Source organism: Curtobacterium sp. MCLR17_007 (assembly GCF_003234655.2).
Classification (GTDB): domain Bacteria; phylum Actinomycetota; class Actinomycetes; order Actinomycetales; family Microbacteriaceae; genus Curtobacterium.
The window spans coordinates 2,763,255-2,776,155 of sequence record NZ_CP126271.1 but is presented as its reverse complement, the minus strand read 5'-3'; the positions used below and the strand labels follow the sequence as shown (position 1 = coordinate 2,776,155).

Genomic DNA, 12,901 nt, shown 5'->3' with positions numbered 1-12,901 from the left:
GGTGCGTGCGTATCGGGCGACATCGCCGCGGTGGAAGCGCCGCGCAAACCCTACCCGATGTCGCTTTCGGTGCTGCGGGGTGGGTGCGTGCGCATGGAGCGACATCGGGTGCGGGATCGCGCGTCGCGTTCGGCTGCGTGATGTCGCTTCCGGTGCTGCGGGGTTGGTGCGTGCGTATCGAGCGACATCGCCGCCGTGGAAGCGCCGCGCCGACCCGTACCCGATGTCGCTTTCGGTGCTGCGGGGTTGGTGCCTGCGCATCGAGCGGCACCGCGCGACGGCCCGGTGCGCCTGCGGCGGGGTCGGGCTCAGGACACGCGGGCGGCCGAGGCCGTGCGCGCTGCCGACCATCCCGCGCGGGCGCGGACCACGAGGGTGACGACGACCGCTGCGGCAGCGGCGACGATGGCCGCGACCGCGGTGGGCGTCGACACGAGGGGCCCGTCGAGACGAGCGACCGCGACCCATGCCAGACCCCACGCGAGCGACACCACCGGCGACAGGCGACCCCGGCCAGCGACGGCCACGAGGACCCCGACCAGCCCAGCGACGAGCGCCACGACGACACCCCACACGTCCTGCCCGAGTCCGAAGCCGCGGAACCCGGCGGCCGTCAGCACCGCGGCGGTGTTGGCCGCCGTCGCGACGCAGAGCCACCCGAGGTACAGCCCGAACGTGCCGTCGGTGACGATCGCCTCGACGATGCCGGACGGCCGCGTGCGTCGCAGGATGACGAACGCCCACGCCAGCACGGCGAGCAGCGCGACGATGATCGGCTCGCTCGCCCAGAGGAACCCGAACTGCACGGACAGGATCCAGGCGGCGTTGAGCAGCAGCGACAGCACCGCGGGGACCGCGAGTCGGTCGTGGCGGGCCTGGTCCGCACGACGCGGCAGGAACTGCCAGACTGCGAACGCGATGAGCCCGACGTAGATGACGCTCCAGATGCCGAACGCGGGGCCACCCGGGGCGATGGCCGTGGACGACGCCGACAGCGCCCCACCGGCCGCGTCCTGGATCGGCGTGCCACCCGCCGCACCCGAGCCGATGAACGAACCCACCACGGCGACGACGGCGCTCACCGCGATCGCGATCTTCCGGAACCAACGCATGACCACTCCCTCCGTCAGCAGCCACTCGTCAGCATGCTGAAGACCCAACGGTATGCCCGTTCGCTGTCACGTCGTGCAGGTGCCGCTCAGCGGACGGGGGACGTGCGTAGCCTGGTCCTGTGACCGTCGAGCTGAACACTGTCTACGTCGACCGCATCGCACCGATGGTGAGTCCTTCGCTCGACGACACCTTCCGGATGATGTCGGACCAGGACGCCAGTGCCTGCATCGTGCTGTACCAGCCCGACGCGACCGAGCTCGGCGACGTCGCCGTGGCCCTCGGGCTGCACGAGCTGGCGGTCGAGGACTCCGCCGAGGGGCACCAGCGCCCGAAGCTCGAGCGGTACGGCTCGACGCTGTTCGCGGTCCTCAAGCCGGCGCTCTACAACGACCGCCGCGAGGAAGTGGCGTTCGGCGAGGTGCACGCCTTCGTCGGGGACGGCTTCTTCCTCGCCGTCGTGCAGGCGGATCCGCGCGGGCGCCAGGTCGTCCCGCGCTCCCTGCAGCGGATGAGCGGCAAGCCAGGACTGGTGACGGCCGGCCCGCAGGCGCAGCTCTGGGCGCTGATGGACTCGATCGTCGACGACTACCTCCCGGTGATCGACGGGCTCGAGGAGGACATCAACCAGATCGAGGACCAGCTCTTCTCCGGCGTGCCCGGGGTGTCCAAGCGCATCTACGAGCTGTTCGGCGAGGTCGTCGACTTCCAACGAGCGGCGCGTCCGCTCGTGTACATGATCGAGAACCTGCACCGCGGCGCCGAGAAGTACCACCTGCCGGTCGAGATGCAGCGGCGCTTCCGTGACGTCCTCGACCACGCCATCCGCACCGCGGAGCGACTCGACACCTTCCGCCAGCTGCTGCAGAACGCGCTGACCGTCGACGCGACCCTGGCGGCGCAGAAGCAGAACGACGACACGAAGAAGATCTCCGGCTGGGCGGCGATCCTCTTCGCGCCGACGCTCATCGCTGCGATCTACGGCATGAACTTCACCCACATGCCCGAGCTGACGTGGACGTGGGGCTACCCGCTCGCGGTCCTGGCGATGATCGTCTTCGCGGCGGCGCTGTTCGTGGTCTTCAAGGTCAAGCGCTGGTTCTGACATACTTGCCACGCACATAGTTGCGAGACAAAAGAAAGAGCTCCGATGACGCAGCAGACCCATCCCGACGCCCTCGTCCACCTGACCGCGGCGGGGGTGTCCCTCGTCCTCGACTGCACCGAGGGGCGGCTGCCGGCCGTCGTGCACTGGGGCGCCGCGCTCGGGCGGCTCTCCACCGAAGACATGGCGGCACTGGTCGTCTCCGGACTCGAGCCCGTCGTGTCGAACGCGGTCGACGAGCCGATCCGCCTGGCGGTCCTGCCCGAGCCCCACGCGGGCTGGTCCGGCAAGCCGGGGATCAGCGGCCACCGCGACGGCAACGACTGGTCGCCACGGTTCACGACGACGAGCATCGACGTGGTCGGCGAGGCGCACGAGGACGGGCGCCGTGTCGACGCCGGACCGGCCGCGGTCGTCGTCGAGGCCGCGGACCCCACCGCGCAGCTCGCCGTCCGCCTGACGATCGAGCTGCTGCCCTCCGGCCTGGTGCGCACGCGCGCCGCCGTCACGAACACCGGCCCGGGCTCCTACACGGTCGACGACGTCACGGTCGCGCTGCCGACCCCGACCCGCGCCCGCGAGGTCCTGGACTTCGCCGGCCGCTGGGGCAAGGAGCGCACCCCGCAGCGCAGCGACCTCGTCGTCGGCATCCACGAACGCGAGGGGCGCAAGGGCCGCACGGGCGCCGACGCCGCCACGGTCCTGAGCGTGGGCGTGCCCGGGTTCGGCTTCGCCCACGGCGAGGTCTGGGGCGTCCACACCGCGTGGAGCGGCAACCACCGGCACTTCGCGGAGCGGCTGTTCAACGGCAAGCAGGTCGTCGGCGGCGGCGAGCTGCTGCTGCCGGGCGAGGTCCGGCTCGGCACCGGGGAGACCTACCAGGGGCCCTGGGTCTACGGCGCGTACGCCGACGGCCTCGACGCCCAGGCCCGCCGCTTCCACACCCACCTGCGCAGCCGGCCGCAGCACCCGACGAGCGACCGCCCGATGACGATCAACGTCTGGGAGGCCGTCTACTTCGACCACGACCTGGCTCGCCTGAAGGACCTCGCCGACCGGTCCGCACGCCTCGGGGTCGAGCGCTTCGTCCTGGACGACGGGTGGTTCCGTCACCGTCGCAACGACTTCGCCGGGCTGGGGGACTGGTTCGTCGACGAGGGCGTCTGGCCGGACGGCCTCGCCCCGCTCGTGGACCACGTCCGTGCCGCCGGCATGCAGTTCGGCCTGTGGTTCGAACCGGAGATGGTGAACGAGGACAGCGACCTGGCCCGCGCCCACCCCGACTGGGTCATGCAGGCCGACGGGCGGCTGCCGATCCGCTCGCGGCACCAGCAGGTGCTGAACCTGGCGATCCCCGAGGCGTACGAGCACGTCCTCGACCGGATGACGGCGATCATCGACGAGTACCGGATCGACTACGTCAAGTGGGACCACAACCGCGACCTGGTCGAGGCGGGCCACCGCGGGGGTGGTGCGGCTGTGCACGAGCAGACCCTGGCGGCCTACCGGCTGATGGCGGCACTCAAGGACCGCTTCCCGGGGTTCGAGATCGAGTCCTGCTCGTCGGGCGGCGGCCGCGTCGACCTCGGCGTCATCGAGCACACCGACCGCGTGTGGGTGTCCGACTGCATCGACCCGCTCGAGCGCCAGCAGATGAACCGCTGGACGATGCAGCTGCTGCCCGCCGAACTGCTCGGTTCGCACATCGCCAGCGGCGTGAACCACACCACGGGTCGCTGGCACGACCTGTCGTTCCGTGCGGGGACGGCGCTCTTCGGGCACCTCGGCATCGAGTGGGACCTGTCGAAGGCCTCCGCGGCCGAGGAACGCGACCTGGCCGAGTGGATCGCGCTCTACAAGGAGACCCGCCCGCTGCTGCACGGCGGCGACCTGGTGCGGGTCGACCAGGTCGACGAGACGCTGAACGTCTACGGCGTGGTCGCCCCGGACCGACGCGAGGCGATGTTCTTCCTCGCGTCGCTCGGCAGCCCCGAGGTGAGCGTCCGCGGCCGTGTGTCGTTCCGCGACCTCGACCCCGACACGCGGTACCGCGTCGACCCGGTCCTGATCGGCACGGGCGCGGACGGCGTCCGCGCGCCGCAGTGGTGGTCGGGCGAGCGCGTCTTCACCGGACGTGTCCTGACGACCGTGGGGCTCGAGGCCCCGGCCACGTCCGCAGAGCGCGTGGTCCTCTTCCGGCTGACCGCCGTGTAGACGCGACCGTCGACATGACGGGAGGCCCGTGGCGACGCCGCCACGGGCCTCCCGTCATCTGATGGCCGGGATGTCTTGACAAGCGGTTTGTTTTGCGGCGACACTAAAGCCGTCCGGCGCTGACGCCCGACGGAAACCGCGTTGACGAAGGAGTCACGATGGCCACCGAAACACCCGTGTCGTCACCCCTGACGACGAGTGCCCGGCGCAGCCGGACCGTCGCCGGGACCACGGCCAGGGCCGCGAGCCCGAAGCGCCGACGTCGCAACGACCTCTGGCTGGCGCTGGTCTTCATCGCCCCGGCCTCGATCGGGTTCGCCGCGTTCCTGCTCTGGCCGACCCTGCGCGGCATCTACCTCAGCTTCACGACGTACAACCTGCTCACCCCGCCCGTGTTCACCGGCCTGCAGAACTACCAGCGACTGCTGCAGGACTCGATCTTCTGGCACTCGATGGCGGTGACGGTCGAGTACGTGCTGCTGAACATCGGCTTCCAGACGGTGCTCGCGCTGTTCATCGCGGTGATGATGCACCGCCTGACCAAGTCGACCTTCGTCCGGGGCATCGTCCTCGCGCCGTACCTGGTGTCGAACGTCGTCGCGGCGCTCATCTGGCTCTGGATCCTCGACACGCAGCTCGGCATCGGCAACGAGGTCCTCAACGCGATCGGCGTCGGGCGCATCCCCTTCCTGCAGAGCGACGTCTGGGGCATCCCCACGATCGCGTTCATCAACGTGTGGCGGAACGTCGGCTACACAGCGCTGCTGATCTTCGCGGGGCTGCAGGCGTTGCCGGAGCAGGTGTACGAGGCCGGCCGCATCGACGGTGCCAGCGAGTGGAAGATGTTCTGGGGCATCACGGTGCCGCTGCTCCGCCCGATCCTGTCGCTCGTGCTCATCATCACGGTCATCGGGTCGTTCCAGGTGTTCGACACCGTCGCCATCACCACGCAGGGCGGTCCGGCGAACGCCACGAACGTCGTGCAGAACTACATCTACAACCTGGCCTTCGGACGGTTCCAGTTCGGGTACGCGTCCGCCGTCTCGGTGGCACTGCTCGTCGTCCTCAGCATCATCACCGTCATCCAGTACCGACTCTCGCGCTCCGGCGAGAGCGACCTGGACTGACGCGGCCGCCCGCCGCCCCCCTGACGCAGCACTGACCGGAAGCGAGTCGACGATGACCAGCACCCTGCCCCCGGTGGTCGAACCCACCACCCGCGCCGTCACCACCCGTGGTGCCAGAGCCCCCCGCCCGAAGCCGTCCGTCGGACGCGTCGTGGCCTGGATCGCGATGATCGCCGTGATCGTCGTGACCCTGTTCCCGTTCTACTGGATCCTCCGGACGGCCCTGTCGTCGAACGGTGCGATCTCCGCCGACCCGACGTCGCTGCTGCCCACCGGCTTCAGCCTGGGCGGGTTCGAGCGGGTGTTCGGCCTGCAGTCCACCAAGGAGGCGCTCGCCCAGGGTGGCTCCGGCGCGGCCATCAACTTCTGGCAGTACCTGCTCAACTCGGTGCTCACGGCGACGATGATCACCGTCGGCCAGGTCTTCCTCTCCGCCGCCGCGGCCTACGCCTTCGCCCGGCTGCGCTGGCCGGGACGCGACAAGGTCTTCGGCGTGTTCCTGGCGGGGCTCATGGTCCCGACGATCTTCACGCTGCTGCCGAACTTCACGCTCATCAAGTCGCTCGGGCTGGTCGACACGCTGCTCGGGATCTCGCTGCCCTCGATGCTCATGACGCCGTTCGCGGTCTTCTTCCTGCGGCAGTTCTTCCTCGGCATCTCGAAGGAGGTCGAGGAAGCCGCGCTGATCGACGGCGCCGGCAAGGTGCGGGTGTTCTTCCGGCTGATCCTGCCGATGGCGTCCGCGCCGATCGCGACGCTCGCCGTCCTGACCTACATCACCGCGTGGAACGACTACTTCTGGCCGCTCATGGTGTCGTACACCGACAGCTCGCGCGTGCTGACCGTCGCGCTCGGCGTCTTCAAGTCGCAGTCCCCGCAGTCGGGGACCGACTGGGCAGGACTCATGGCAGCCACCCTGGTGGCAGCGCTCCCGATGATCGTGCTGTTCGGCGTCTTCGCCAAGCGGATCGTCAACTCCATCGGCTTCTCCGGCATCAAGTAGGGAACCCTCCTCATGACGAACTCCATCACCCGCCGCTCGCTGTTCGCCGGCGGTGCCTCTGCCCTGGCCCTCGGTGCACTCGCCGCGTGCTCGTCGCCCGGGACCACGAACCCGAACAGCGGCGCGACCGGCACCGTGTCGTACTGGCTCTGGGACGCCAACCAGCTCCCCGCCTACCAGGCCGTCGCGAAGGCCTTCGAGCAGGAGAACCCGGACATCCGGATCAAGATCACCCAGCTCGGATGGGCCGACTACTGGACGAAGCTCACCGCCGGGTTCATCGCCGGGACCGCGCCGGACGTGTTCACCGACCACCTGTCGAAGTTCCCGCAGTTCGCCGACCTCGACGTGCTGTACAAGCTCGACGAGCTCGATGCGACGTCGTCCATCCGCGACGACGACTACCAGTCCGGGCTCGCGCAGCTCTGGAAGGGCAAGGACGGACACCGCTACGGGTCGCCGAAGGACTGGGACACGATCGCGATGTTCTACGACGAGAAGGTCATCGCGAAGGCCGGCTACTCCGCGGAGGACCTGGCGGGACTCTCCTGGAACCCCGACGACGGCGGGACGTTCGAGCAGGCCGTCGCCCACCTGACGATCGACTCCAAGGGGCGTCGCGGTGACGAGTCCGGGTTCGACAAGTCCGACGTCGCGGTCTACGGGATGAGCGCGAACGGCAGCGGTGGCGACGGGTTCGGGCAGACGCAGTGGTCGCCGTTCACCGGGTCCACGGACTGGTACTACACGAACAGCAACCCGTGGGGGAACCGGTTCCGCTACGACGACGCCGGGTTCCAGAAGACGATCTCGTGGTACTTCGGGCTCGCCGAGAAGGGCTACATGCCGAAGTACGGCGTGTTCTCGACGACGACCGGGCCGGACGTGCAGCTCGGCGCGAAGAAGGTCGCGCTGTCGTTCAACGGCTCGTGGATGATCGGCACGTACGCCAACCTGCCGGGCATCACGGTGGGAATCGCGCCGACGCCGTCCGGACCGGTCGGGCACCGTGCGTCGATGTTCAACGGCCTGGGTGACTCCATCACGAAGCAGGCGAAGCACCCCGAGGCCGCGGCGAAGTGGGTCGCCTACCTGGGCAGTGCGGCCGCACAGGAGATCGTCGGACGGGCGGGGATCGTGTTCCCGGCACGTCGCTCGGGCACGGAAGCGGCGGTCGCCGCGTTCCGCAAGCGCGGGTTCGACGTGTCCGCGTTCACGGAGCAGGTCGAGGACGACACCACGTTCCTGTTCCCGGTCACGCGGAACCCGGCCGACGTGCAGGCGCTGGTCCAGCCCGCCTTCGACGACATCTACGCGAACGGCAAGCCGATCTCGACGCTCACCGCCGTCAACGAGCAGGTGAACACGCTGCTGCGGCTCACCTAGGCGGGGTACGCACGGTGCGCGGTTGCGGGGTGGTGCGGCGTTGACCGGGTGGTGCGAGGCAACAAGGTCGCACGGCGCGGTCAACCTCGCACCGGAGGCGGGCTGCGCCGACGCAACCGCGCACGGTGCGCGGCGTCAGGCGCCCAGGGCGTGCATCTGGATGGCGACCGCGGCTGCGCCACGGGCCCACTCGTTGAACCGGAACGGCTGCGCGACCAGGGTCGGGGTGGGGGTCGACCAGTGGCGTGCCGCATCGACGGAGCGGTCGAGCGCCGCGCGGCCGACTTCGGCGACCGCGACGAGCTCGCCGGAGAGCAGGACCACCTCGGGGTCCACCACGTTGACGACGTCTGCGACGAGCAGGCCGAGCGCCTCGGCGGCGGTGTCGACGACGTCGCGAGCAGCCGGGTCGCCGTCCCGCGCGGCGTCGAGCAGTGCTGCGGCGGTGACCGTCCGACCGAGGGCACGGCTGCCGGTGAGCGCGATCGCCCGGGCGCTCAGGACTGCCCGGGCGCATCCGCGGTGCCCGAACTCGCACTCCACGTCGGACGCGCCGACCGAGCCACCGAGCCGCTGGTGGCCGATGCTGCCCGCGGTCGAGTGCGCGCCGTCGACGACCGAGTCCCCGACGACGAGACCCAGTCCGATCCCGGCGCCGATGGTGAGCAGGGCGAACGAGCGACGGTCGCGACCCTCGCCGAACCAGTGCTCGGCGTGGGTCAGCGCCCGGACGTCGTTCTCCACGCTCACGGGGAGCCCGGTCGCGTCGGTGAGCAGGGCGGCGAGCGGGACGTCCTGCCAGCCCAGGAACGGCGCGCGGCGGATGACGCTGCGCCCCTCGGTGGCACCGCCCACGGCAACGCAGCACCCGCGGATCCGGTCGTCGTCTTCGACGAGCCCGGCGACGACCGCCGCGACGCGGGCGACGACGGCCGGGACGGTCGGGTCCGGCAGGGGGTCCTCGCGCTCGGTGAGGACCCGGCCGCGCCGGTCGGTCGACACCGCGAACAGTCCGTCGCCAGTGAGCTTCACCCCGACGAAGTGGTGCGCGTCGGCGTCGATGTCGAGCGGGATCGACGGCCGACCGGTCCCGGTGCCCTGCACGCCCTGCCGTTCGACCAGGATCCCAGACCCGAGCAGGGGCTTCGTGATGCGCGACAGGCTCGGTCCGGACAGCCCGAGGCGGGCGGCGAGCTCGGTACGGGGGCGGGGCCCGGCGCGGAGCACCTCGAGGACGACCGACTGCGCGCTGCCGACCAAGGGGTCCCAGGCGCGCGGGCGTCCAGCTTCGGGGATGTCGGGCACGTCGTCAGCCTAGGGCGCGACCGGGCCCGTGCCGTGCTGCCGATAGGGTTCCTGACATGCCGCACGCTGCACACGCGACACCGATCTGGGCCGTCAAGCTGGCCGTCGTCACCGCCCTGGTCGGCATCGCGGGTGGCGTCGCCGGCGTCTCGGTGTGGCTCGCACTGCAGCTCATCCAGTTCGTCGCCTTCGGGTTCCCGTTCGGCGGACACCACGAAGCCGCCGACGCCCCGTCCGGCCTGAACCGCTTCCTGGCACTCGCCGCTGCCGGCGTGCTGACCGGGTTCGCCTGGTGGGCACTGCGACGCTGGGGTCGTCCGACCGTGGCGGTCACCGCGGCGGTGGGCGGCACACGGATGCCCGCGCTGGTGACCCTGGCCAACGCCGGCGTGCAGATCCTGGCGGTCGGGCTCGGCGCCTCCATCGGCAAAGAGGTCGCGCCGCGCGAGGTCGGCGCGTGGTTGGCGCAGGTCGTCACGCGCCGCGCCGGACTGACCGAGCGCGAGACGAAGATCCTGGTCGCGTGCGGCGCCGCGGCCGGTCTGGCCGCGGTCTACGACGTGCCACTCGGCGGTGCGCTGTTCGCGGTCGAGGTGCTGCTCGGGGAGCTCACGCTGGCGACCGCGCTGCCCGCCTTCGCCACGAGTGCCATCGCCGCCGTCGTCGCGCGCCTGGCGATCCCGGACGAAGTGCTCTACCACGTGCCCGCGATGCACATGTCGCCGTCGCTGCTCGTCTGGGCCGCGGTCGTCGGCCCGGTGCTCGGCTTCGCGGGGGTCGGGTTCGTGAAGCTGACGAACCGGCTGCAGGGGCTCGCGCCGAAGGGGTGGCGACTGCTCGTGGTCCTGCCCGTGGTGTTCGCGATGGTCGGGCTCATCGCGGTGCCGTTCCCGGAGATCCTCGGCAACGGTCGCGCGCTCGGCGTCCTGGCGATGAACACCGACCTCGACGGCGACCCGATGACCGGCATGGCGCCGATCCTGTTCCTGCTCGTGCTCGGGCTGATCCGCACGATCACGACATCGGCCACGATCGGCGCCGGCGCGGTCGGCGGCACCCTGACGCCGTCGATCGCCATCGGCTCGGCCTTCGGCGGGTTCCTCGGCGGCGCGTGGCTGCTGCTGTGGCCGGCGGACGGGTCGAGCCTGGCGTCGTTCGCGTTCATCGGGGCGGCCGCGTTCCTCGCGACCACGATGCGGGCGCCGTTCACCGCGCTCGTGCTCGTCGTGGAGTTCACCGAGCAGGGGACCGACATCCTCATCCCGGCGCTGCTGGCGATCACGGGGTCGGTCGCCGTCGGGTTCGTGCTCGCGCGTCGCCGCAGTGCCCAGATGGCCTGACGAGCACGCCCTCGCACGCCCGCACTCGCACGTCCGTCCGCTCGGCCGCCTGCATGCTCACGACCCCGCCACCGAGCGATCGTCACGGAATCGGCGCGACGGGCCTACCATCGGCTGCACACGCCGGGGCAGCGGGTCCCGCGTCGGAACGAGAGGCACGGACATGGCGGGGTTCGACGACATCACGAAGAAGGCGCAGGAGTTCCTGAAGGACGGCAAGGTCCAGGACGCGCTCAAGGGCGAGAAGGCCGAGGACATCAGCGACAAGGTGCTCGACGGCGTCGCTGACGCCGTGAAGAAGGCCACGGGCGGCAAGTTCGACGACAAGATCGACAACGCCCGCGACTCGGCCGACAAGCACATCGGCAACCAGTAGCACCGACAGCCCCAGGCCTACGGCCCACGGCCCACAGCCCCGACGTCACCGCGACGCCGGGGCCGTGCGCTGTCCGGCTGGACTCAAGCCGGGACAACGGGGACGATGGAGCGGTCGACCCCGACGACAGCAGGAGGAACCAGCCCCGTGACGATCGTCGCCCCAGCCCATCCGCTCACCGACGCCGAGGTCCGGCGGATCAAGGCGGACTTCCCGATCCTCGACCAGCAGGTGGACGGCGTCCCGCTGGTCTACCTGGACTCGGGTGCGACGGCCGAGCGCCCCCGCCAGGTCCTCGATGCCGAGCGACGCTTCCTCGAGCACGACAACGCCGCCGTGCACCGCGGTGCCCACACCCTGGCCGCGCGCAGCACCGACGCGTACGAGGACGCCCGCGCCACCGTCGCCGGGTTCGTCAACGCGGCGTCCCCGTCCGAGGTCGTCTGGACCGCGAACGCCACCGACGCGCTCAACCTCGTCGCGTACGGCATCGCCAACGCCAGCCGCGGGCGCGGTGGACCCGCCGCCGAGCGCTTCCGGCTGGAACCCGGTGACGAGGTCCTGGTCACCGAGGCCGAGCACCACGCGAACCTCGTCCCCTGGCAGGAACTCGCCCTCGCCACCGGCGCCACGCTCCGCTGGGTCCCCGTCGACGACACCGGCTGCTGGACCGCGGCCGACGCGCTCGCGCTGATCACGGACCGCACGAAGGTCGTCGCGTTCGCGCACGTCTCCAACGTCACGGGCATGGTCGCCCCGGTCGCCGAGCTCGTCACAGCGGCCCACGCACACGGGGCGCTCGTCGTCCTCGACGCCTGCCAGTCCGCGCCGCACCGACCCCTCGACGTGCAGGAGCTCGGCGTGGACTTCGCGGCCTTCTCGGGCCACAAGATGCTCGGCCCGAACGGCATCGGCGTGCTGTGGGGACGCCAGGAGCTCCTCGACGCGCTGCCGCCGTTCCGCACGGGTGGGTCGATGATCACCACGGTCACGATGGAGCACACCGAGTTCATGCCCACCCCCGAGCGCTTCGAGGCCGGCACCCAGCCCGTCTCCCAGGCGGTCGCGCTCGCCGAGGCGGTCCGCTACCTGCAGGCCATCGGCATGGACCGCGTCCGCGCGCACGAGGAGCACCTGGCCCAGCGGATGCTCACCGGCCTGGCCGCAGTGCCCGGCATCACCGTGGTCGGACCGGCCGCGGGGGTGGCGCGCTCCGGCCTCGTGTCGTTCGACGTCGACGGGGTGCACGCGCACGACGTGTCGCAGTACCTCGATGCGCAGGGCATCGCCGTTCGCTCCGGCCACCACTGCGCGCAGCCGCTGCACCGTCGCCTGGGCCTGACCGCGACCAGCCGGGCGAGCACCTACGTGTACACGACCGACGAGGACGTCGACCGCTTCGTCCGCGCCGTCAGCGAGGTCCGCGGGTACTTCCGTGCGGACGGGGCCGACGCGTGAGCGCCCTCGACTCCCTGTACCAGCAGGTGATCCTCGACCACGCGAAGGCCCGGCACGGTGACGCCGTGCTCCCGGACGCCGACGCGTCGCACTTCGAGCGCAACCCGACCTGCGGCGACGAGATCACGGTCAGCGTGCGGCTCGAACCGGGGACCGACCGGATCGCCGCGGTCGCCTGGCAGGGCGACGGGTGCTCGATCTCGATGGCCTCGGCGTCGGTGCTCACCGACATGGCCGTCGGGCGGACCGTCCCCGAACTGCTCGCGCTGGTCGAGGAGTTCCGGTCGATGATGCGCTCGCGCGGTGCCGGCGAGCCGGACGAGGACGTGCTCGAGGACCTGGTCGCCTTCCACGGCGTCTCGAAGTTCGTCATGCGCGTCAAGTGCGGGATGCTCGCCTGGGTCGCGGCCGAGGCCGCGGTGCGCGAGGCGACCACGGCTCGCTGACGCGACCCCGGACGGACGGGAGGCCCGTGGC

General features: G+C 71.0%; 11 protein-coding genes. 9 read left to right on the top strand and 2 right to left on the bottom strand.

Annotation, left to right across the window (positions count from 1 at the left end):
* Positions 1-308: 308 nt before the first annotated feature.
* The gene (locus tag DEJ13_RS13170; protein WP_056119275.1) at positions 309-1,112 is read right to left on the bottom strand and encodes a TspO-related membrane protein; all 804 of its coding nucleotides are present in this window, start codon (positions 1,110-1,112) and stop codon (positions 309-311) included.
* 119 nt (positions 1,113-1,231) lie between these two features.
* Here DEJ13_RS13170 and DEJ13_RS13165 point away from each other — a divergent pair, with 119 nt between their 5' ends.
* The 5 genes from DEJ13_RS13165 (at position 1,232) to DEJ13_RS13145 (ending at position 7,945) form a co-directional block, all read left to right on the top strand.
* On the top strand, positions 1,232-2,215 hold the full coding sequence (locus DEJ13_RS13165; protein ID WP_056119272.1) for a magnesium and cobalt transport protein CorA: 984 nt from the start codon (positions 1,232-1,234) through the stop codon (positions 2,213-2,215).
* A gap of 45 nt (positions 2,216-2,260) precedes the next feature.
* Positions 2,261-4,429 carry an alpha-galactosidase gene (locus DEJ13_RS13160; RefSeq protein WP_111105704.1) on the top strand — a complete coding sequence of 723 codons (2,169 nt, stop codon included), beginning with the start codon at positions 2,261-2,263 and terminating at the stop codon, positions 4,427-4,429.
* A 158-nt stretch (positions 4,430-4,587) separates the two neighbouring features.
* Positions 4,588-5,556: a carbohydrate ABC transporter permease gene (locus DEJ13_RS13155; RefSeq protein ID WP_111105703.1), complete on the top strand. Its 969-nt coding sequence runs from the start codon at positions 4,588-4,590 to the stop codon at positions 5,554-5,556.
* A gap of 52 nt (positions 5,557-5,608) precedes the next feature.
* Complete coding sequence (locus tag DEJ13_RS13150) at positions 5,609-6,559, top strand: carbohydrate ABC transporter permease (protein WP_111105702.1); 951 nt, start codon at positions 5,609-5,611, stop codon at positions 6,557-6,559.
* Between the two features lie 12 nt (positions 6,560-6,571).
* Complete coding sequence (locus DEJ13_RS13145) at positions 6,572-7,945, top strand: ABC transporter substrate-binding protein (RefSeq protein WP_111105701.1); 1,374 nt, start codon at positions 6,572-6,574, stop codon at positions 7,943-7,945.
* Between the two features lie 135 nt (positions 7,946-8,080).
* On the opposite strand, the gene DEJ13_RS13140 is transcribed toward DEJ13_RS13145, so the two are convergent.
* Positions 8,081-9,250 (bottom strand): ROK family protein, encoded by a 1,170-nt coding sequence (locus DEJ13_RS13140; protein ID WP_111105700.1) that lies wholly within the window; start codon positions 9,248-9,250, stop codon positions 8,081-8,083.
* A 56-nt stretch (positions 9,251-9,306) separates the two neighbouring features.
* Here DEJ13_RS13140 and DEJ13_RS13135 point away from each other — a divergent pair, with 56 nt between their 5' ends.
* The 4 genes from DEJ13_RS13135 (at position 9,307) to sufU (ending at position 12,870) form a co-directional block, all read left to right on the top strand.
* Complete coding sequence (locus DEJ13_RS13135) at positions 9,307-10,590, top strand: chloride channel protein (RefSeq protein WP_111105699.1); 1,284 nt, start codon at positions 9,307-9,309, stop codon at positions 10,588-10,590.
* A 163-nt stretch (positions 10,591-10,753) separates the two neighbouring features.
* On the top strand, positions 10,754-10,966 hold the full coding sequence (locus tag DEJ13_RS13130) for an antitoxin (RefSeq protein WP_111105698.1): 213 nt from the start codon (positions 10,754-10,756) through the stop codon (positions 10,964-10,966).
* 105 nt (positions 10,967-11,071) lie between these two features.
* Positions 11,072-12,424, top strand: a complete 1,353-nt coding sequence (locus DEJ13_RS13125) for a SufS family cysteine desulfurase (protein ID WP_111105697.1) — start codon at positions 11,072-11,074, stop codon at positions 12,422-12,424.
* Positions 12,421-12,870 (top strand): Fe-S cluster assembly sulfur transfer protein SufU, encoded by a 450-nt coding sequence (gene sufU / locus DEJ13_RS13120; RefSeq protein WP_111105696.1) that lies wholly within the window; start codon positions 12,421-12,423, stop codon positions 12,868-12,870. Before DEJ13_RS13125 ends, sufU begins: the two co-directional genes overlap by 4 nt.
* Positions 12,871-12,901: the final 31 nt, after the last annotated feature.

Coding starts and splice junctions, on each gene's coding strand:
- DEJ13_RS13170 (WP_056119275.1), bottom strand. CDS start 1,112: ATGCGTTGGTTCCGGAAGATCGCGATCGCGGTGAGCGCCGTCGTCGCC.
- DEJ13_RS13160 (WP_111105704.1), top strand. CDS start 2,261: ATGACGCAGCAGACCCATCCCGACGCCCTCGTCCACCTGACCGCGGCG.
- DEJ13_RS13155 (WP_111105703.1), top strand. CDS start 4,588: ATGGCCACCGAAACACCCGTGTCGTCACCCCTGACGACGAGTGCCCGG.
- DEJ13_RS13150 (WP_111105702.1), top strand. CDS start 5,609: ATGACCAGCACCCTGCCCCCGGTGGTCGAACCCACCACCCGCGCCGTC.
- DEJ13_RS13145 (WP_111105701.1), top strand. CDS start 6,572: ATGACGAACTCCATCACCCGCCGCTCGCTGTTCGCCGGCGGTGCCTCT.
- DEJ13_RS13135 (WP_111105699.1), top strand. CDS start 9,307: ATGCCGCACGCTGCACACGCGACACCGATCTGGGCCGTCAAGCTGGCC.
- DEJ13_RS13130 (WP_111105698.1), top strand. CDS start 10,754: ATGGCGGGGTTCGACGACATCACGAAGAAGGCGCAGGAGTTCCTGAAG.
- DEJ13_RS13125 (WP_111105697.1), top strand. CDS start 11,072: ATGGAGCGGTCGACCCCGACGACAGCAGGAGGAACCAGCCCCGTGACG.